Below are 17712 nucleotides of genomic sequence, written 5' to 3' on the forward strand. Positions count from 1 at the left end.
TACAGGAGCGGATCTTAAGTCCGCCGCTTTTGGCCAGGCTCAGCCACCCCCGCGCGGATTTCGGTTCCGGCGGCGGGGTGAAACGCCTTTCGGAAGCCGGAGGCGAGCGGGCTACCAGTCGACCGAGAGCGTCCCGTCGCCGTGCGGATCGGGCGCGATCTCCTCGTCGGTACGCCGGTCGACGACGTGAATGACGCCCTGCTCCTTCTTCGCGGGACAGACCTCGGCCGCCCGCACGTTCTCCGCTAACTCGTCTTCGCCGATGTAGTACGACTGCGGCTTCCCTATCCCGCTCTGGATGTCCATCACCCAGTTGTCGGCGACCTCGGCGCACTTCCCCGCGCCGAAGCACTTGTTGGCCTCGAAGACGATCTTATACGGCTTCTCCTCGATCGGCGGCCCCTCGCCGCCGATGTCGCTCGCGCGCACCACCTCGTCGTCGGCGTCCGCCTCGTCGCTCATACCCCCTCGTCCGCGACCACGGGACTTTCGTCTGTCGGTCGTTCCCGGCGAGTGCGGTCACGTTCCGTCTCCCCGTCTACCCCTCGACGTGCTCCCCGAGCAGTCGCTCCGCGTGCTCGGGCGACTCCGCCAGTTCCCACCGCACCTTCGCCGCGTCCCCGTACGCGAGCGCCTCCTTCAGTTCGTCGCCGAGAACGCCCGCGCCGAACCCGACCGTGTCGCCGTCGGCGTCGCCGAGTTCGTAGAGGGCGTAGCGGCTCGGTGCGCTCCCGACCGTCGAGCGGTCGAGGTCGCGCCAGGGCTTCGCGAGGCTCACCGGTGCGCGTCGAGCCCGTCCTCCGGGCCCTCGACGATCTCGAAGCTCCCCTCGGTCCAGCCGTCCTCGACGAAGACGAACACGCGACCGCCGGCGATCTCGGGGTCCGCGATCACCTCGTTGCGCTGGTCGGTGCGGCCGACGATCACGCCGGGGAACACCTCGTCGCGCTCGCCCTCCTCGACGAGGACGCGGCCGACCCCGGACTCCTCTAAGATCTCGTCGTCGGTGTTGTAATCGTTGACGTACGTCATCACGCCCTCGGTCTCGGTCGGGTCGGTGACGAGCACGTGCGTCTCCTTGCCGGGCCCGGCGGTCACCGACCCCTCGACCGCGTCGGGGACCCCGCGGTAGAGGGTCGTCCGCCCGTCGAGGTACTCGACGACGACCCCCTCCTCGCGGAGGTCGATCCCGATCGACGTCGGCGGGACGTCGCTGCGTGAAGGCGCTGACATACGCGTCGCTCGGGCCGCCCGCCTCAAAAGGGGCGCGCACTCAGTCGCGAGAATCGGGCGTGCCACATTTAAGTCCCCGCCGACGGGAGTCTACCTTATGCAACGGACGCGACGGGGGTCGCCGGGCGCTGGCGTCTGGCTCGCAGCCGGGTTCTCCAGGAACGCGTCGGAGAAGCGCACCGGACGGCGGGATCGGCCGGCGGGCGGGCGGGCGGTGGTCTGATGGACGCGAAGGGAGCCGGCCTCACGGCGGCGGTGTTCGCGGTCGTCGGCGTCGGCGTCGGGCTGGTCGCCGCGGTCGGGGCGGGCTGGGCCGAGACCGCGCTCGCGACCGCCGCGACCGGCGAGACCGCTCGGTTCGGTCCGGTGTTCGTCGCGCAGTCGTACCTCGCGGTCACGGCGACCGCCCTGATCGGCGCGCCGCTCGTCGCCGGCGTGCTCGGCGTGCTCTTCGGGTCGCGGGCGTACGACGCCCGGGAGGCGGCCGCGACTTCGGGCGTCGGCGGCGGGGTCGGCGCGCTGATCTACGGCTTCGTCGTCGTCGCGCTCGTCGTCGTCTCCCAGGGCGAGGCCGCGACGCAGGCGCACGGGGTCGGCGACGCGCTCGGACCGCTCCTCACGACCGCGGTCGTCGCCGCCGTCGTCGGCGCGGCGACCGGCGCGCTCGGATCGGTGACGGGGTGACCGGCGCGACTGGAAGTCTGTACGGGACGACGGCCGACGCCGCGGTGCGGCGCGCGGAGCCGGTCTGAGCGAGAGTCTCGCCGTGATCGCTACCTCTTTGTCCGCGCTCGTCGGCCGTGAGTGCATGGAGGGACGGGCCGCGGCGCTCGGCGCCGGCACCGTGTTGAACGCGCTCGCGACGGGCACCGGCGCGGCCTTCGGCATCGACGTCGAGACGCGCGCGAGCGTCGCGCTCGACCCGGCCGCCGAGGGCGTCGACGGGACCATCGCCGAGGTCCCAGACGCGGACACCGCCCTGATCGAGCGCTGCGTCGCGCTCGCGACCGAGCGGTGGGGCGACGGCGAGGGCGGCGCCGTCCGGACCGACAGCGACGTGCCCCTCGCGGCCGGGCTCAAGAGCTCCAGCGCGGCCGCCAACGCGACCGTGCTCGCGACCTGCGACGCCCTCGGGCTGACGGTCGGGGACGGAGCCGACGGAGACGACTCGGCCCCCTCGGTCGACGTCACCCGGCTGGAGGCCTGCCGGCTCGGCGTGCAGGCGGCTCGCGAGGCTGGCGTGACGGTCACCGGCGCGTTCGACGATGCGACCGCCTCGATGCTCGGCGGGGTGACCGTCACCGACAACACCGACGACGAGCTGCGGTCGCGCGAGACCGTCGACTGGGAGGTCCTCGTCTGGACCCCGCCCGAGCGCGCCTACAGCGCGGACGCCGACGCGGCCCGCTGCGAGGCGGTCGCGCCCATGGCGGAGCTCGTAGCGGACCTCGCGCTCGACGGGCGGTACGCCGAGGCGATGACCGTCAACGGGCTCGCCTTCTCGGCCGCGCTCGGCTTCGACGCCGACCCCGCGGTCGAGGCGATGCCGCACGCGACCGGGGTGTCGCTGTCGGGAACCGGCCCGAGCGTCGTCGCCGTCGCGGATCCGACCGACCCCGAGACCGACCTCGACGCGGTCGCCGACGCGTGGGCCGAGCGCCCCGGAACGCTGCGACGAACGACCACGAGAAACGACGGCGCGACCGTCGAGTGAGCACACCATCGACCCCACTACCCATGAGTGACACACCGAACGCGGACGACCGAAGCCTCGACGAACTGCGACGCGAAATCGAGGACATCGACCGGGAGATCGTCGAGCTGATCGCCCGCCGAACGTACGTCGCCGACACGGTGGCGGCGGTGAAAGCGGAGCGCGACCTCCCGACCACGGACGAGGGACAGGAGGAGCGCGTGATGGAGCGCGCCGGCGAGAACGCCGAGCAGTTCGACGTCGACGCCAACCTCGTGAAGGCGATTTTCCGGCTGCTGATCGAGCTGAACAAGGTCGAACAGCGGGAGAGCCGGTAGCTCAGTCGAGGCCGAGGCGAATACCTCGTCGCCGCCGAGGGAGAGAGTCGTCGAGCGCGTCCGTGCGGGGATTTTTGTTCCAGCGCTCCGGAGTCGGAGCCGATATGTCACGAGAGCTGGTCTCTCACCGCGATGGTCACGTCTACGAGTTCGCGCCGGAGATGGAACCCGTCCACGAGGCCGCCGACGGCGAGTCGCTCACGATCGAGACGATCGACAGCCTGAACGGCGCGATCCAGACCGACGACGACCTGCTGGACGCGATCCCCGAAGAGGTGAACGCCGCGACCGGCCCGATCGCCGTCGAGGGGGCGACCCCCGGAGACGTGCTCGCGGTCGAGATCGAAGAGGTTCGCGTCGCCGAGGACCGTGGACGCGTCATCACGGCGCCCGGGTTCGGCCTCCTGCAGGACGACCCCGACATCGAACACCCCGCGACGCGGGTCACCGAGGTCGACGACGAGGACGACGGGGCCGCAGGCCGGATCGAGTTCGAGGGGACCGACGTCCCGATCGAGCCGGTGATCGGCACGATCGGCGTCGCCACCGCCGAGGAACCGGTCTCGACGCTGACGCCTGACGACCACGGCGGGAACCTCGACACGACCGACATGACGACCGGGACGACCGCGTACTTCCCCGTCTTTCAGGAGGGCGCGATGCTCGCGATGGGCGACTCGAAGGCCGCGATGGCCGACGGCGAGATGTGCGGGACCGGCGCCGAGATCGCCACCGAGATCGACGTGACGCTCTCGGTGATCGAAGACCCCGACGTCCCGCTCGACCGCCCGCTCGTCGACACCGGCGACGCGGTCAAGACGGTCGCGAGCGCCGGGACGATGGAGGAGGCGGTCGAGCTCGCGAACCGCGACGTCGTGCGGCTACTGGCGCACGACCACGGCTTCTCCCGAACCGAGGCGTATCTGTTCTCCAGTCTCGTCGGCGGCCTGGAGATCAGCCAGGTGGTCGACCCGCAGGTGACGGCGCGGAACGCGGTGCCGAGCGAGTACCTCTCGGTCCCGTTCTGAGCGCCGCCGTCGGTCCATCCGCTCGATTCTCACCTCACTCGTCCGCGGTCCGGTCGCGGTCGGCGAGTCGTCGCGCCGCGTCGCTGAGCCCGCTCGCGCTCGATCGGTCGGCGCCGTTCGCCGCGCTTCCGTCGTCCCCGGTCGGGTTCCCGGCAGCCTCCGCGTCGGCGGCACCGTCGACAGCCTCCGTATCGGCAACACCGTCGACAGCCTCCGCGTCGGCGACATCGGTCGCCGGCTCCCGACTCGGTTCGACCTCCGCCGGGTCCGCGTCCGGCGGATAGCTCCGCTCGGCCGGCGGGACGAAGGCGGTCTCGACCGCCCGGACGATCTCGCGGACGCTCTCCTCACCGAGGCGGTCGGCGTACGCCTCGCGGATCAGGTCGGGGACGGCGTAGGCGTAGTGTCCGCGGCCGGCGTGCCGGATCAGCCCCGCACGCCGGATCGGGCGGTGGCGGCTATATGCGTGCCCGGAGTCGCCGTCGCCGCCGGCGTCGATGTGGGCGGCGACGGGGTCGCTGACGCCCTCGCGCCGGTAGTGGCGGAGCATCCCGCGCGACAGCTCCGGGAGCGCCTCGATCCGGCCGCGGAGCTCCTCGATGACCGCCTCGCGGGTCCCGAGCTCGACGGCGTCGTCGAAGCGGAGCGCGCTCTCGGCGACGTCGGCGCGCGTCACCGGCTCGACGTCGTCCGGCGGCGCGTCGTCGGCGGTGTCGGCGTCGCCGTCGGCCTCGAAGTTGTCGTCGGCCTCGCCGGCGGCGTCGGTTTCATCGGCGTCACCGGCGGTGTCGTCGTCGACGGCGCCCGCGTCCGCCGCCTCGTCGTCATCGTCCGCGGTCGCGGCGACCGCCTCGTCGTACGACTTGAGGACGGACTGGTCGTCGCCGTCGCTCCCGCCGTCGTTCTCGCTGCCACTGCCTCCGCCGCCGCGCCCGCCGTCGGCCGCGGACGCTCCGGCGCCGACCGCGGGCGGTCCGTCCCCCCCGCGGTAGGGCGCCTCGGCCTTGCCGAGGAGCGCCTGCGCGAACTGGTCGGCCATGCTGCTCAGGTCGCGCGCCTCCTCCAGTTCGCGTTCGAGGTCGGCGATCCGCTGCTCTCTCTTTTCGAGCTCCTGCCGGAGGTCGGCGATTTCGGACTCGCGGCGCTCCTGCTCGTCGGAGATGGACTGGAGCTCGCCGACGAGGTCGCTGGAGACGGACTTGAGCTCCGGGCGCTCGAAGTCGTCGAGCCCGGGGGTCGCGCCCGCGTCGAACGTCTCCTTGCGATGGAACTGGATCCGGCGGATCGACTCGTCCCAGTCGGTCATCAGGAACGCCTCGCCGTCGCCGAGGTCCTCGACCGCGTTCGCGTACTTCGAGCCCAGGATCCGGCCGACCACCTTCGTGTCGTTGTCCCAGGTGAGCCGGTGCCAGCAGAGCCAGTCGCACTGGGTGATGAAGTCCTTCTTGACGTCGGCCGGGCGCTGGCTGATTCCGACGACGCCGAGGCCGTGTTTTCGGCCGCGCTTGCCGACCTTGATCAGCATCTTCCCCGTCTCGTCCATCCCGCCGCCCTCGGGGATGTACTCGTGGCACTCCTCGACGACGAGCAGGAACGGCTTCTTGAGGCGCTTCTCCTTCGCGAACAGATGTCTGACGACTTCGAGGAGGAGCTCGTTGGCGGTCTCCTCCTCCAGGTAGCCGGAGACGTCGAGAATGATCGGGACGTTCTGCTCTAAGGCGAGATCGGCGATCTTCTCCGCGTGTTCCGGGGAGACGACGATGTCGCACTCGTCGTCGGCGCCGGCATGGAGAATTTCGTACTCTTCCTTTAAACCGTAATACTCCCCGTCTGTGTCCACGATCATGACGGGGAATCCGTTAGATAACAAATTCTCGATCACGACGGAGGCGGTGTTGCTCTTTCCGGACCCGCTTTTACCGGTGATAAAAGAGCGGCCGGTGAGCACGTCGACGACCGGGAGTTCCACCGGCGTTCCCGGATCCGCCGTCGCGTCGCCGCCGATCCCCTCGCTGACGTCCGCGACGTGGATCGTCTCCTGCTCGGTCATACTCGTGACAGGTACCGCCCGCCTCATAAACTATCGGCTCGGAACGCGTCCACGCGGAGAGACTCGGCAGAAGGGCGCCGAAGGATCCTCCCGGAGAGTTATACATCAAGCCGGTGCCAGTCCACGTGTGACCGGAAACACCTACCTCAACGCGTTGATCGGCGCGGTCGCGACGGTCCTGCTCTCGTTCACCGGTATCTCGCCCGTGCTCGGGGGTGCGACGGCGGGCTACCTCGAAGGCGGCGAGACGAGCGACGGCCTCCGGGTCGGTGCGATCTCGGGCGCGATCGCGTCGCTTCCGGCGCTCGGACTCCTCTTCCTGATCCTGTTCTTGATCCCGGTCGCCCCCGAGCCCGGCGTCGTGATCGGCGGCGGCGTGCTGCTCCTCGGGATCGTCGCGCTCGTGTTCGGCTACGTCGTGGCCCTCAGCGCGATCGGCGGCGTCATCGGTGCGTACGCGAAACGGGAGCTGTAGGGTCCGGCGACCGACCGCGCCGGCGACCCCGTCAGTGCTCGCCGCCGGTCCCTCGCCGGTCGGAGTCCAGGTCGATGTCGAGGTCGTCGAGCAGTTCCTCGGCCTCCGCGCGCTTCTCTTGGTGGTCTTCGAGAAACTCGCGCATCAGCTCGGCGGCCTGCTCCTTGCAGCCGCCGCAGAGGCGCTCGCCGTTGACGCACTCGGAGTAGACGGTCTTCGTCAACTCGTCGTCGTCGCCCGCGAGCAGGTAGGCGTACAGCTCGTAGACTGGGCACTCGTCGGCCTCGCCCCCGAGCTCGCGCTGTTCCTCCGCGGTGTCGCGGCCGCCCGTGGTCGCCGCCTTCACCTTGTCGTAGCCGTCCTCGGGATCGTCGAGGAGCGAGATGTGGCTCGCCGGGATCGACGAAGACATCTTCCCGCCGGTGAGCCCGGTCATGAAGCGGTGGTAGATCGAGGAGGGCTGGCGGAAGCCGAACCCGCCGTGGTCGATCTCGACCTCGCGCGCCAGCGACTCGGCCTCGTCGCGGGTGAGGTCGAACGCGTCGACGTGCCCCTCGAACACGCGCTTCTCGCCGTCGACCGCCTCGATGAGCGCCTCGAACGCCTCGTCGGTGGCGTTGCGGTCGAAGAACCGGACGCGGGGGCGCAGCGGCTCCTTTCCGCCGGCGCGGAGCTTGTCGAGCGCGGTCGGCTTGGCCGCGGCCAAATCCACGCTCTCGCGGTCGCTCTCGGGCGGCTCGTAGTCGGCGAGCCACGCGGCGGCGTCCTCGCAGCGCACGTCGGTTTCGGGGTCCTCGACGTCGGGAGCGAGCGCGTCGTAGGCGGCCCGGACGAGCTGGCGCTCGTCGTCGTCGAGCTCGAAGGAGGCGAACGCCTCGGTCACCTTGAAGTAGCGCACGCGGGTCGCCAGGTCGCGGGTCAGGCGGACGTGGGGATCCTGATCGGGGCCGACCGGGATGACGGTGGGCTTCGGCTCGTCGACGAGCTGCGGGTAGAGGATGTCAGCGGTCTGAGTGACCACGCTCTGCATGTGCGAGATGTTCGTCTCGCCGTCGAAGCCGTAGATCGCCTCGAACTCCGAGAAGTTCGCCTTCGATCCCAGCTCGAAGCCGAGGTCCTGCACCTCGCGGTTGTCCGACTGGCGGTATATCTCGCCCTCTTCGGCGTCGAAGCCGAGCGCGAGCAGGCTCAGGAGGTAGTTGCGCGCGTGCTCGTCGATCTCGTCCCACGACATCCCCCTGGCGGAGTGAGCCTCCAGGTCGGCGATCAGGCCGAACGCGTCGCCACCCTGCTGCTGATGCCAGATGATCTCGTCGAACACGAGCTTGTGGCCGATGTGCGGGTCCCCGGTGGGCATGAACCCGGAGAGCGCGGCGAACGGCTCGTCGTTCGCCATCGCCTCGGCGACCGCGTCGTACTCGCGGTGCCCGAAGATGACGCCGCGGCGCATCAGGTAGTGCGGGTCGACCACGTCGTCGGCGACGTCGTCGAACGCCTCGATGCCGAACTCCTCGAAGAGGTCCGCGTAGTCGCCGACCGACGCCGACCCCCAGGGGTCGAGCGCGACCTCCTCGGCCGGTCCGTCCGCGCGCTCCGTCCCGCCGTCGGTGCGGGGCGATCCCGCGGTCTCCTCGCGGGGACCGCCCGCGGGCGCCGACGGCCCCGTCTCCTCGGGGGTGTCCTCGTCCATACGTCCCCTCCCGTCGGTCGACGCAAAAACCGTTCGCTTGCTCGTGAGGACGTGGCATACGAGGTCGTCGGTGTATCAGGACCGTGAGATGATCGTACCGACGTTGGATTCGGTTCCGAGGCGAAGTCGCTTGCATATGCGGTCAAACACTGCTCGGAGAATATTTCCAAAGCCCCAGCCACGATGACTCGCGCGGCTCGGTACGCTCCTCAGTCGCTCGCGTTGCTCGCTTCCTGCGGTGCTTCCGTCGCCGTGCTTCGCCCTCGCGACTGCCCCTTTGAGTCCCACCCTACCCCGCACCGTAACCGCGCCTCACGCCTCCCCAGCCTCGCGGTTCGCGCTCTGCGAGCGCTCACCGGCTCCAGCGAGGGACCGAAGGTCCCTCTGGCAGCCGGCGGCTCCGCCGCCGGCGACCTCGCGCGTGCTGCTCGGCCGCGAGGCGGCCTCGCAGGCACGCGCCACCGCAGTTCTGTTGTATCCAATTTCTCGTCGGAATCCCGGTCTGCGGTCGCATCAGGCTCTCTCTGTCTGCCCTTCTTCACGCGATCTTCATCATCCGCGTCTCGAACTTCCCGACGCGGACCCGGACCCAGCCCGCGAGTTCGGCGTCGAGCTCGGGGTCATCGGTGTCGACTCGGAGCGCGCGCACGTCGTCGAGCTTCGCCCGCGAGGCGACGATCCGCAGGTCGCAGCGCCGGATCACGGCCGGCGACAGCTGCGGGTTCCCGCGCCCGAAGACGAACCCCTGCCCGCCGATGGGCGAGACGACGATGACGTTCTCCTCGCCGAGCGCGTCGAGGATCTCGGCCTCTGTCGCGTCCAGTGCGACCACCTCGCCGTCGCGCCACACGTCGACGCCGATGGGAGAGGGCTCGAATCCCAGCTCGTCCTTGATCGCGCCGACGGTCGACCCCGGGCCGAGCACGAACGTGACGCCCTCGCCGTCGCGCTCGCGGATGTCGTCGGCCACCCCCTCCGCGAGCGACTCCACGGTCCCGCTCGCGGTCTGTTTCGACGACTGGAGGTCGTCGGCGACGGGGACGCGCGCGACCGCTCGGAGCTCCGGGTGGACCTCTCCCTCGCGGTAGGCGTCCTCGTCGATGTCCATCACCTCGCGGCGCTCGGTGCGCGAGAACGCCGCCGCGACCTCGGCCGCGTCCTCCGGCGAGACGGCGAACACGGAGGAGTACACCTTCACCCCGGCGGGGACGCCGAGCATCGGAACCTCGCTGCCCGCCGCCTCCAGCGTCGCCGCCACGTCCGTCGCGGTGCCGTCGCCGCCGACGAACAGGATCAGGTCGACCGGGTCGCCGTCGACGGGCGGATCGGCTGCGCTCCCGACGAACGCCCTGACGACGCGTGCGGTGTGCTCGGCGGTCGTCGCGGTGGGACCGGGCGGATCGCCGTCGCCTGGCGGGTCATCGCCGTCGCCGGACGAGCCGCTGTCGCTGGACGAGTCGCTGTCGCCGGTCGGGTCGTCCCCGAACGGGTCGACGACCCGCGCCGGCTCGAACCCGGCCGCCCTCACCAGTCGCTCGCCCATCGGGTCGGCCGCGGTCGAGACGGTCGCCTCCGGCGCGATCGCGGCGAGCCGCTCCAGCGCTCGTCGCGCGCGGTCGGGCGCTCGCGGCTCCGCGCCGCGAGCGATCGCCTCCGCGACCTTCCCGTCGGTGCCCTTGAGGCCGACGCGGCCACCCATCCCGGCGACCGGGTTCATCACGAAGCCGACGTGCATACCCCGACCTTCGGCGGCGGAAACTTAAGCGGGCGCGTCTCGCCCGCCGGACCGGCCCGGATCCGCGGACGGCGAGGATCGCCGGCGATCGACGCGGTCCACCGCCGCCGAGCGCGGAAGTTCAACGCTTAAGACGCCCCCGGAGCAACCTCGGGGTATGCTCCTCGAAGCCGCCGTGACCGAGCCGCTCCCGATCGACGCGACCGCGATCGCCGTGCTCCTCGCGAGCCTCGCCGTCACCGCCGTGTGGCTCGCGTACCTCTATCGGTAGCCGTCCCGCCGCGTCCGACCGCCTCTCCTCGCCGCGCCGGTCGGCTCACTCCGACTCGACCAGCGTCGACCGCTCCCGCACCCACTCGGCGGCGCGCTCGGCCTCCGCCGCGCTCGTCGCCGTGATCTTGACCCGGACGCTTTCGCCGGGGTAGGAACCGACGCTCACGTCGAACGCCTCCTGGAGCTCCGTGAACCGGTCGAGCAGGGCGCTCTCCGGCTCGTCGACGTCGACGGTGACCGTGTGGGTCGGCGTCCCCTCGAACTCGTCGGCGACCGACTCGAACATCGCCTCCATCTCTCTCGGCACGCCGGGCAGGACGTACACCGACTCGACGACGGCGCCCGGCGCGACGCCGGCCTCGTTGGCGAGCGGCCGGCAGTCGACCGGCAGATGCGTCGTCTCCGCGGCGAGGTCGTCGGCGCTGTACCCGCGCTCGGCGAGCCACGCCGCGGCCTCCTCGTTCCGTTCGAGCTCTCGACCGAAGGCGGCCGCGACCCCGTCCATCGTCACGTCGTCGTGCGTCGGGCCGAGTCCGCCGGTGACGACCACCGCGTCGTACTCGGCGTGGTACTCGTTGACGACGCGCGCGATCTCGCCGACCTCGTCGGGGACGACCGTCACCCGGCGGACGACGACCCCGCGCTCGTCGAGCCGGTCGCAGAGCCACGTCGCGTTCGTGTTCTCGGTGTCGCCGACGAGGAGCTCGTCCCCGACGGTGACGACGGCGGCGTTCATACCGCCGACAAGGCGGCGCGCACTCAAAAGCACCCGCGTTCGGCGCGTCGGCCGATCCTCGGTCCGGGAACGGATCCTGGGGGGACGGCGGCCGCCTACTCGTCGTCGTCGTACACGCCGAGTCCCAGCTCCCGACGCTGCTCCTTGAGCGCCTCCAGCTGGCGCCGGAAGTACGCGACCCCGACGATCGCCGCGACGATCGCGATGGCGAGGATCACGCCGAAGACGAGCAGGTCGGTCTCGCGGTACGACTGGACGACGACCGAGCCGCCCTCGACCGACTCCCAGGTGATCCGGTCGCGGCCGTCGACCGTCTCGATCTCGTGGTCGCGGGGCGCGACGTGACCCACGACCGGGAAGTCGGTGCTGAACCCGGGCGGAAGCGTCACCGCGTACGACCCGTCGACGTACGCCAGCGTGGTGAATCGCCGAGGGGAGCCGGCGGAAGCGAATGCGACCTGCCCCTCGCCCGTCCCCTCGGGGAAGCGGACCCACGTCTCGTCCGGAGTCCGCTCGACCTCGCCGCCGGCGGCGCGGAACTCGCTGCCGTTGAGCACCTCGCCGTCGGCGGTCCGGTACCGGAACGCCTCGAACTCCAGCGGCTGGTCGCCCGCGTACGGCGTCTGCCTGTACAGCCGGAGCTCCTCCACGCCCGAGACGTTGTACACGGCCGTGTACTGGCTCCCGGTCGAGAGGTTGAACGCGGCGTCGCGGTCCGTGTCGAACTCGTACCCGCTCGGGGGCTCCGCGTCGAGAGTCTCGTTCGCGATCTCGCCGCCGTCGTTGACGTAGTTGAGACAGCCGGCGCTGACCGCGAGCAGCGCGACGACGGCGACCGCGAGGGCGAAGCGTTTGTTCACGAATTCAGACGACGCAGCGCATCTCAGCCGGGAGGTACGAGCCGATCGCGGCGAGTAACCCCGGCGGGTCGGTGTTCTCGGTGCAGACGATGCTCTGTTCGAGGAGGCCGAGCCGCTCGACCGTGACGATGTCCTGCGCGTGGCCCGCCCGGTTCACCGTCGCGCGCACCTCGCCGCGCGTCGCCGAGTTGACGTTGACCCGGCCGTTCCCGCGCTGCCAGTCGTACAGGCGGTCGCGCTCGGCGTCCGCGAGGCGGCTCGGCTCGGCGTCCGGGTCGCCGACGTCGCCGCCGTAGACGAACCGGACGGAGAGGTGCTGGACCAGCCCGAACCGCTCGACGACCTGCTCGGGGGAGCCCCTACCCAGGCCGATCTCGTCGGCGGGGATCCGCACCTCGACGCCGGCGTCGAGCACGAACCCGTCGTCGTCCCACGATTCGAGGGTGCCGACGTACTCCTCGCCGGCCTCCAGCCCCTCGTCGTGGGCGACGATCTCGCCCCACGTCTCCGCGAGCACGTTGCGGGCGACCGCGGCGTCCTCGCCGCTCACGTCCACCTGCACGAAGTCGTCGTCGCGGACGCCGACGTGCCAGTCGACGCTCAGCTCCCCCACGTCGTTGGCGACGAGCGAGTCCATGCCGTCGAGCGCGCGGTCGCGGGCGTCGCCCTCGACGTAGCACTTGGTTGCGAGGACGACCATCAGCCCGTCACGTCCGCGTTGAGCTCGTCGCGGAGTTCCTCGACGCGCCGGCCCATCGCCTCGCGGAGCCGGTCGTTCTCCATCGCCTCGACCGGGGAGCCGCACTCGGGGCACTCGAAGCCGAAGTCCATCGCCTCGCCGAACTCGAAGCGGATCGAACACACCTCACAGAGGTAGAACTCGTGGGTGCGCTCGTACTCCTCGCGGTCCTCCAAGGCGTCGAGCAGGCGGTACATCTCCTCTTCGAGGTTCTCCGGGATGTTGTCGTAGTGGAACGTCCAGAGGTACGTGAGCCACCCGGAGTCCTCGTCGCGCACCCGGCGGTAGGTGGCGAGGTCGTTCTCGTACAGGATGAACAGCGCGCGGCGGACGTCGTTGAGCTCTAAGCCGAGCTCCTCCGCCAGCTCCTCGTCGGTGACCTCGCCGTCGGGCGGCGCGGCCGCGACCGGCATCCCCGTCGGCCCCACCAGCTCGTGGAGGTACTTCTGGATGACGGGGTCGTTCAGTAGATCCTCAAAAGCCATTACGCGAAAGTGGTGGTGGAATCGGGTTAAAAGCTCCGAAAGGGCCACCGTCGACCGGCTCCGGCACGGGCTCGCCGGGACCGCGACGGGCGCCGGAACCACCGACGGCTCCGGCAAAGCTTTACGCGCCCCCTCGCACCACCCGTGCGTGATGAGTGACTCCGACGACCCGCGCGGCGGATCCGACTTCGGGCGGCGGGTGCGCCTCAGGCGGGCGGTCGGCGCCCTCGCGCTCGCGGCGGTCCCGGCGCTGCTCGTCGCCGCCCCGCTCGTCCCGCTCGCGGTCCTCCTCGGTCCCGCCGGTCTCGGCGTTCTTACCCCCGCGGCGCTCGGGGGGATCCCTCCGGTCGTCGCCGCCGCGTTCGCCGCGGTCGCCCTCGGTCTCGGGGGCTCGGCGCTCGCCGGACCGGTCCTCGCCGACCGGCGGATCGCGCGGCTTCCCCCGGCCGACCTCGACGACCGTCACGAGGCCTTCGTCGACGACCGCGTCTCGACCCTCGCCGAGGCGGTCGGCGTCGACGCCCCGACGGTGACGGTCGTCCGCGCCGACGCGGCCAACGTCGCCGTCGCGGACGGGTTCCGGGGCGGCCGGCTCGTCGTTTCGACGCGGCTGCTCGCCCTCCCGGCCGCCGACCGCGACGCCGCGCTCAGACACGCGCTCGTCCGGCTCCGGACCCGAGAGGCGGCGGTCACCACGGCCCTGCTGCCGGCGCTGGCGCTCGTCGAGACGGTCGCGCTGCTGGCGACGCTCCTCGTCGGGCGCTGCGCCGACCGGACCGCCGCCGACCGGCGCGTCAACCGGATCCACGGGTACGAGCCCGAGGAGGACCGGGTCCCGCCGCGGGCGTACACGGTCGCCGGCGTCCTGCTGTGGCTGCTGCTGCTGCCGGCGTGGGTCCCCGCCGCCGTCGGCGACCGGCTCTACGTCGGCGGGGGCCGCCGGGACGCCGACGCCGCGGTGGCGCGGCTTGGAACCGCCGAGCGCGACGGGCTCGGGAACGCGGTCGCGTTCGCCGGCGACGCGGCGGGCGCCGCCGACTGGCCCCCCCTGCTCGACCGGCTGTCGCTCGCCTCGATGGCGGACGCCGAGACGGGTCGCGTGCGCGGGACGAGCCGACAGGAGGCCCGCTTCCGCCTCGCGCTGCTGCGGTCGAAGCGGTCGCTCTGAGTCGGTCCCGCCCGCCTCATCCCTGGCTCGACGTCCCGTCCCGGGGGTGCGCGGGCACGGTCAGCCGGACCGTGGTCCCCTCGCTCGACGTGTCGATCGCGAACTCCCCGCCCGCCTTGGCCACGACCCAGTAGATCAGCCAGATCCCCAGGCGGTCCGCGTGGTTCAGCGACGTCTCGCCGTGATCGAGCACCTGCGTCTCGTGGTCCGGGATCCCGGGGCCGTCGTCCGCGACCTCGACCGCGAGCCACTCCGGCGACTCCCGCCCGACGCGGACCTCGACCCGCGGCTCCGGGCCGTCGTTGTGTTTGACGGCGTTCTCTACCGCCTCCTCGATCGCCGTCAGCAGTCCGACCGCCGTCGTTTCGAGCGGGTCGCCGTCGGGGAGGGCGAACGATATCGTCGCTTCGGGGTACCGGTCTCGCACCCGGGACCGCAGCTCGATCAGGTGGTCGCGGAGCGCGACGCTCTTTTCGGTCGAGGCGGGTCCGGACAGCGTGCGATCGAGCTTCTGGACCGCGGCCGCGATCCCCATCAGATCGTCCGCCGTCTCGTCGATCACCTCCAGCGCGTCGAGCGCCTCGTCGCGGCCGCCGTCGATCTCCCCTCGTACCAGCTCCGTGTACCCCGAGATGAGGTTCATCTTGTTCCGGAGGTTGTGGCTGAGCACGCGGTTCATCACTTCCAGGCGGCGCTCTCGGATCTTCCGTTCCGTGATCTCCGTCTGAAACCCGACGAAGTGAGTGACCTCCTCCTCCGCGTCGCGGATCGGGGCGATCGTGAGCCGGTTCCAGAACTTCTGGCCGTTGCGCCGGTAGTTCAGGACGTCGACCGCGACCGGTCGCTCCTCGTCGATCGCCGCCCGGAGCGTCGCGGTCGTCTCCGGGTCGGTGTCCTCGCCCTGGAGGAACCGGCAGTCCGCGCCGAACACCTCGGAGCCGTAGCCGGTGAGCGCCTCGAACTCGTCGTTCGTGTACACGAGCGGGTTGTCGCCCTCGCCGTCCTCGTCGACCGCCGCGATCGTGATCCCGACCGTCGCCTCGTCCATCGCGCGCTCCTTCAGCCGGAGGTCCTCGACCGTCTCCTCCAACTTCCGCTCCCGCGCCGCGAGCCGGAGCGAGGTGCGGCGGCGCTCGACGAGGTTTCCGATCCGGGTGCGGAGGGCCCGCTTCCGCACCGGCAGCTCGACGACGTCGTCGACGTAGTCCCAGGTGCTCTCCGTCGTCGGCCCCGCCGCGTCGTCGTTCACGAGCAGGACGAACGGGAGGAAGACGGGCGCCGCCAGCTCCCGCCGCCGCTGGATCGACCCGGCGACCCGATTGAACTCGTGGGCGTCGAAGACGCAGCAGTCGAACGCCGAACCGAGCGCTTCGACGTCGGTCGTCGCGTCGGTCCGGAACCGGTCGCTCAGCGCTCCGGCCACCAGCTCCCGGTCGCGCCCCGGGCGCATGAACAGCAGCACGCGGGGGTCCTCGTCCGGTTCAGGCGCGCCTTCCGCCGGGAGGTCGTCGTCCGTCAGGTCGGAGGCACCGGCGTCGGCGGCCTCACCGGAGGGCGCGCCGCCGCCGTCGCCTTCGGGGGGCGTGCCGCCGGCGAGCCCCTCCGAGCCCGTGTCCATTACTTATGATCGGTGCACGCACTGCCACTAAGAGTTACCCCTCTCGTTAACTACCCCGCGCACGGACTGGGGATCATGTCCGAGCCACTGCCCGAGCGACTGTCGACCGGCGTCGCGGGCCTCGACGAGGTACTGTCCGGTGGGCTCATCCCGGCGCGCAGCTACATGGTCCGCGGTCAGGCGGGCAGCGGGAAGACGATCCTGAGCCTCCACTTCCTCCAGCGGGGCGTCGACGAGGGGGAGACGTCGCTGTTCATCAACTTGGAGGAGGACGTGCGCGACCTCACGGCGAACGCGGCCGCGCTCGGCTTCGACACGGAGGCGATCGAGTTCCTCGACCTGAGCCCGGGCGCCGACGTGTTCACCGAGGAGCAGTCGTACGAGGTGTTCGCGCCCGAGGAGGTCGAGAGCGAGCCGCTCACCGACCGGATCGTGGAGGGCGTCACCGCGGTCGATCCCGACCGCGTCGTCGTCGACCCGCTGACGCAGCTCCGATTCCTGCTCTCCGACGACTACCAGTTCCGCAAGCAGGTCGTCGGATTCATGCGATTTTTGAAAGACCAGGGCGCGACCGTGGTGTTCACCGTCCAGAACACCGACTCGCTCCCGACCGACGACCTGGAGTTCATCACGGACGGGACGATCCGGCTCGGAAAAGAAGAGTACGGCAAGACGGTCGACGTGCCGAAGTTCCGCGGGTCGTCGACGCAGAGCGGCGACCACGCCTACCGCGTGACCGACGGGGGGATCGAGGTGTACCCGGCGCTCCAGCCCGGAAACTACACCGACGAGTTCGTCTCCAAACAGCTGTCGTCGGGGGTCGAGGGGATCGACGACCTCCTGCACGGCGGACTCGAACGCGGGACGGTCAGCATCGTCAGCGGCCCAACCGGCGTCGGGAAGACGACGCTGAGCACGCAGTTCATGAAGCAAGCCGCGGAGCGCGGGGAGCGATCCGTCATCTACCTGTTCGAGGAGAACCGGGGGACGTTCCTCACGCGCTCCCGCGCCATCGGCATCCCGGTCGACGAGATGATGGAGCGCGGGACGCTCCAGGTGAACGAGATAGAGGCCCTCGAACGGTCGCCACAGGAGTTCGCTCGGATGGTCCGGACGGAGGTCGAAGAGCGTGGCGCGGACCTCGTGATGGTCGACGGTATCGCGGGGTACCGCCTGACGCTCCGGGGCGAGGACGGAATGATGCTCCAACAGCTCCACGCGCTGGGCCGGTATCTCAAGAACTTGGGCGTGACGGCGGTGTTCATCGACGAGACGCGGAGCATCACCGGCGACTTCCAGGCGACCGTCGAGAACATCAGCTACCTCGCCGACAACATCGTGTTCCTCCGGCACCTCGAGGTGCAGGGCGAGATGCGGAAGGCGATCGGCGTGCTGAAAAAGCGGACGAGTGACTTCGAGCGGACGATCCGGGAGTTCCGGATCACGTCGGACGGCGTCTCGGTCGGCGAGCCGATGACGGGGTTGCGCGGCATCCTGAGCGGGACGCCGGAGGTCGTCGACGACGCGGCGGAGTTGGAAGGGATCGACCAGGAGGAGTGATCGCCGGCGAGTCGCTGACCGAGTCCGGAGG

General features: G+C 70.8%; 19 protein-coding genes. 8 read left to right on the forward strand and 11 right to left on the reverse strand.

The window, feature by feature from the left end:
- Positions 1-111: 111 nt before the first annotated feature.
- The 3 genes from SD626R_RS15860 to SD626R_RS15870 all read right to left on the reverse strand — a co-directional run bounded on the left by SD626R_RS15860 (position 112) and on the right by SD626R_RS15870 (position 1233).
- Positions 112-462: a ferredoxin gene (locus SD626R_RS15860; RefSeq protein ID WP_092567277.1), complete on the reverse strand. Its 351-nt coding sequence runs from the start codon at positions 460-462 to the stop codon at positions 112-114.
- Positions 463-538: 76 nt separating this feature from the next.
- Positions 539-778 (reverse strand): DUF7508 domain-containing protein, encoded by a 240-nt coding sequence (locus tag SD626R_RS15865; RefSeq protein ID WP_092567278.1) that lies wholly within the window; start codon positions 776-778, stop codon positions 539-541.
- Positions 775-1233, reverse strand: a complete 459-nt coding sequence (locus SD626R_RS15870; RefSeq protein ID WP_092567279.1) for a DUF5796 family protein — start codon at positions 1231-1233, stop codon at positions 775-777. The genes SD626R_RS15865 and SD626R_RS15870 overlap by 4 nt, the downstream gene beginning before the upstream one ends.
- Positions 1234-1330: 97 nt before the next feature.
- Here SD626R_RS15870 and SD626R_RS17365 point away from each other — a divergent pair, with 97 nt between their 5' ends.
- From SD626R_RS17365 to SD626R_RS15890, 5 genes are all read left to right on the forward strand, one after another.
- The gene (locus tag SD626R_RS17365; protein WP_255310226.1) at positions 1331-1456 is read left to right on the forward strand and encodes a hypothetical protein; all 126 of its coding nucleotides are present in this window, start codon (positions 1331-1333) and stop codon (positions 1454-1456) included.
- On the forward strand, positions 1456-1917 hold the full coding sequence (locus tag SD626R_RS15875; RefSeq protein WP_092567280.1) for a hypothetical protein: 462 nt from the start codon (positions 1456-1458) through the stop codon (positions 1915-1917). Before SD626R_RS17365 ends, SD626R_RS15875 begins: the two co-directional genes overlap by 1 nt.
- Positions 1918-2041: 124 nt before the next feature.
- Positions 2042-2947: a shikimate kinase gene (locus SD626R_RS15880; RefSeq protein WP_092567281.1), complete on the forward strand. Its 906-nt coding sequence runs from the start codon at positions 2042-2044 to the stop codon at positions 2945-2947.
- A gap of 23 nt (positions 2948-2970) precedes the next feature.
- Positions 2971-3264 carry a chorismate mutase gene (locus tag SD626R_RS15885; protein ID WP_092567282.1) on the forward strand — a complete coding sequence of 98 codons (294 nt, stop codon included), beginning with the start codon at positions 2971-2973 and terminating at the stop codon, positions 3262-3264.
- Between the two features lie 104 nt (positions 3265-3368).
- Entirely contained in the window at positions 3369-4292 is a 924-nt protein-coding gene (locus tag SD626R_RS15890) for an acetamidase/formamidase family protein (RefSeq protein WP_092567283.1), read from the forward strand.
- Between the two features lie 34 nt (positions 4293-4326).
- Here the strand turns inward: SD626R_RS15890 and SD626R_RS15895 are convergent, their stop codons facing one another.
- The gene (locus SD626R_RS15895; RefSeq protein ID WP_092567284.1) at positions 4327-6342 is read right to left on the reverse strand and encodes a helicase HerA domain-containing protein; all 2016 of its coding nucleotides are present in this window, start codon (positions 6340-6342) and stop codon (positions 4327-4329) included.
- A 127-nt stretch (positions 6343-6469) separates the two neighbouring features.
- On the opposite strand from SD626R_RS15895, the gene SD626R_RS15900 reads away from it, so the two are divergent.
- Positions 6470-6817 carry a DUF5518 domain-containing protein gene (locus tag SD626R_RS15900; RefSeq protein WP_092567285.1) on the forward strand — a complete coding sequence of 116 codons (348 nt, stop codon included), beginning with the start codon at positions 6470-6472 and terminating at the stop codon, positions 6815-6817.
- 31 nt (positions 6818-6848) lie between these two features.
- Here SD626R_RS15900 and SD626R_RS15905 read toward each other — a convergent pair whose 3' ends face one another.
- The 6 genes from SD626R_RS15905 to SD626R_RS15930 form a co-directional block, all read right to left on the reverse strand.
- Positions 6849-8507, reverse strand: coding sequence for a tryptophan--tRNA ligase (locus tag SD626R_RS15905; protein ID WP_092567286.1), 1659 nt, complete (start codon positions 8505-8507; stop codon positions 6849-6851).
- 538 nt (positions 8508-9045) lie between these two features.
- Positions 9046-10242: an ATP-NAD kinase family protein gene (locus SD626R_RS15910; RefSeq protein WP_092567287.1), complete on the reverse strand. Its 1197-nt coding sequence runs from the start codon at positions 10240-10242 to the stop codon at positions 9046-9048.
- Positions 10243-10558: 316 nt separating this feature from the next.
- Positions 10559-11251, reverse strand: a complete 693-nt coding sequence (locus SD626R_RS15915) for a competence/damage-inducible protein A (RefSeq protein ID WP_092567288.1) — start codon at positions 11249-11251, stop codon at positions 10559-10561.
- Positions 11252-11346: 95 nt separating this feature from the next.
- Positions 11347-12111, reverse strand: coding sequence for a DUF5803 family protein (locus SD626R_RS15920; RefSeq protein ID WP_092567289.1), 765 nt, complete (start codon positions 12109-12111; stop codon positions 11347-11349).
- 4 nt (positions 12112-12115) lie between these two features.
- Positions 12116-12811 (reverse strand): DUF2110 family protein, encoded by a 696-nt coding sequence (locus SD626R_RS15925; RefSeq protein WP_092567290.1) that lies wholly within the window; start codon positions 12809-12811, stop codon positions 12116-12118.
- Positions 12811-13335, reverse strand: a complete 525-nt coding sequence (locus SD626R_RS15930; RefSeq protein WP_092567291.1) for a transcription factor — start codon at positions 13333-13335, stop codon at positions 12811-12813. Before SD626R_RS15930 ends, SD626R_RS15925 begins: the two co-directional genes overlap by 1 nt.
- Positions 13336-13486: 151 nt before the next feature.
- On the opposite strand from SD626R_RS15930, the gene SD626R_RS15935 reads away from it, so the two are divergent.
- Complete coding sequence (locus SD626R_RS15935; protein WP_092567292.1) at positions 13487-14503, forward strand: hypothetical protein; 1017 nt, start codon at positions 13487-13489, stop codon at positions 14501-14503.
- A 16-nt stretch (positions 14504-14519) separates the two neighbouring features.
- Here SD626R_RS15935 and SD626R_RS15940 read toward each other — a convergent pair whose 3' ends face one another.
- Positions 14520-16121 carry a PAS domain-containing protein gene (locus SD626R_RS15940; protein WP_092567293.1) on the reverse strand — a complete coding sequence of 534 codons (1602 nt, stop codon included), beginning with the start codon at positions 16119-16121 and terminating at the stop codon, positions 14520-14522.
- A gap of 75 nt (positions 16122-16196) precedes the next feature.
- On the opposite strand from SD626R_RS15940, the gene SD626R_RS15945 reads away from it, so the two are divergent.
- Positions 16197-17681: an ATPase domain-containing protein gene (locus SD626R_RS15945; protein ID WP_092567294.1), complete on the forward strand. Its 1485-nt coding sequence runs from the start codon at positions 16197-16199 to the stop codon at positions 17679-17681.
- The last annotated feature ends 31 nt before the right edge of the window (positions 17682-17712 follow it).

The sequence above is a fragment of the Halorubrum sp. SD626R genome (assembly GCF_001261915.1).
Classification (GTDB): domain Archaea; phylum Halobacteriota; class Halobacteria; order Halobacteriales; family Haloferacaceae; genus Halorubrum.

What these genes read in the sequence shown, in the direction of transcription:
- SD626R_RS15925 (WP_092567290.1), bottom strand. Translation starts at nt 12,811, where the DNA reads ATGGTCGTCCTCGCAACCAAGTGCTACGTCGAGGGCGACGCCCGCGAC.
- SD626R_RS15895 (WP_092567284.1), bottom strand. Translation starts at nt 6,342, where the DNA reads ATGACCGAGCAGGAGACGATCCACGTCGCGGACGTCAGCGAGGGGATC.
- SD626R_RS17365 (WP_255310226.1), top strand. Translation starts at nt 1,331, where the DNA reads ATGCAACGGACGCGACGGGGGTCGCCGGGCGCTGGCGTCTGGCTCGCA.
- SD626R_RS15910 (WP_092567287.1), bottom strand. Translation starts at nt 10,242, where the DNA reads ATGCACGTCGGCTTCGTGATGAACCCGGTCGCCGGGATGGGTGGCCGC.
- SD626R_RS15870 (WP_092567279.1), bottom strand. Translation starts at nt 1,233, where the DNA reads ATGTCAGCGCCTTCACGCAGCGACGTCCCGCCGACGTCGATCGGGATC.
- SD626R_RS15885 (WP_092567282.1), top strand. Translation starts at nt 2,971, where the DNA reads ATGAGTGACACACCGAACGCGGACGACCGAAGCCTCGACGAACTGCGA.
- SD626R_RS15915 (WP_092567288.1), bottom strand. Translation starts at nt 11,251, where the DNA reads ATGAACGCCGCCGTCGTCACCGTCGGGGACGAGCTCCTCGTCGGCGAC.
- SD626R_RS15935 (WP_092567292.1), top strand. Translation starts at nt 13,487, where the DNA reads ATGAGTGACTCCGACGACCCGCGCGGCGGATCCGACTTCGGGCGGCGG.
- SD626R_RS15940 (WP_092567293.1), bottom strand. Translation starts at nt 16,121, where the DNA reads ATGGACACGGGCTCGGAGGGGCTCGCCGGCGGCACGCCCCCCGAAGGC.
- SD626R_RS15890 (WP_092567283.1), top strand. Translation starts at nt 3,369, where the DNA reads ATGTCACGAGAGCTGGTCTCTCACCGCGATGGTCACGTCTACGAGTTC.
- SD626R_RS15905 (WP_092567286.1), bottom strand. Translation starts at nt 8,507, where the DNA reads ATGGACGAGGACACCCCCGAGGAGACGGGGCCGTCGGCGCCCGCGGGC.
- SD626R_RS15860 (WP_092567277.1), bottom strand. Translation starts at nt 462, where the DNA reads ATGAGCGACGAGGCGGACGCCGACGACGAGGTGGTGCGCGCGAGCGAC.
- SD626R_RS15875 (WP_092567280.1), top strand. Translation starts at nt 1,456, where the DNA reads ATGGACGCGAAGGGAGCCGGCCTCACGGCGGCGGTGTTCGCGGTCGTC.
- SD626R_RS15880 (WP_092567281.1), top strand. Translation starts at nt 2,042, where the DNA reads ATGGAGGGACGGGCCGCGGCGCTCGGCGCCGGCACCGTGTTGAACGCG.
- SD626R_RS15930 (WP_092567291.1), bottom strand. Translation starts at nt 13,335, where the DNA reads ATGGCTTTTGAGGATCTACTGAACGACCCCGTCATCCAGAAGTACCTC.
- SD626R_RS15945 (WP_092567294.1), top strand. Translation starts at nt 16,197, where the DNA reads ATGTCCGAGCCACTGCCCGAGCGACTGTCGACCGGCGTCGCGGGCCTC.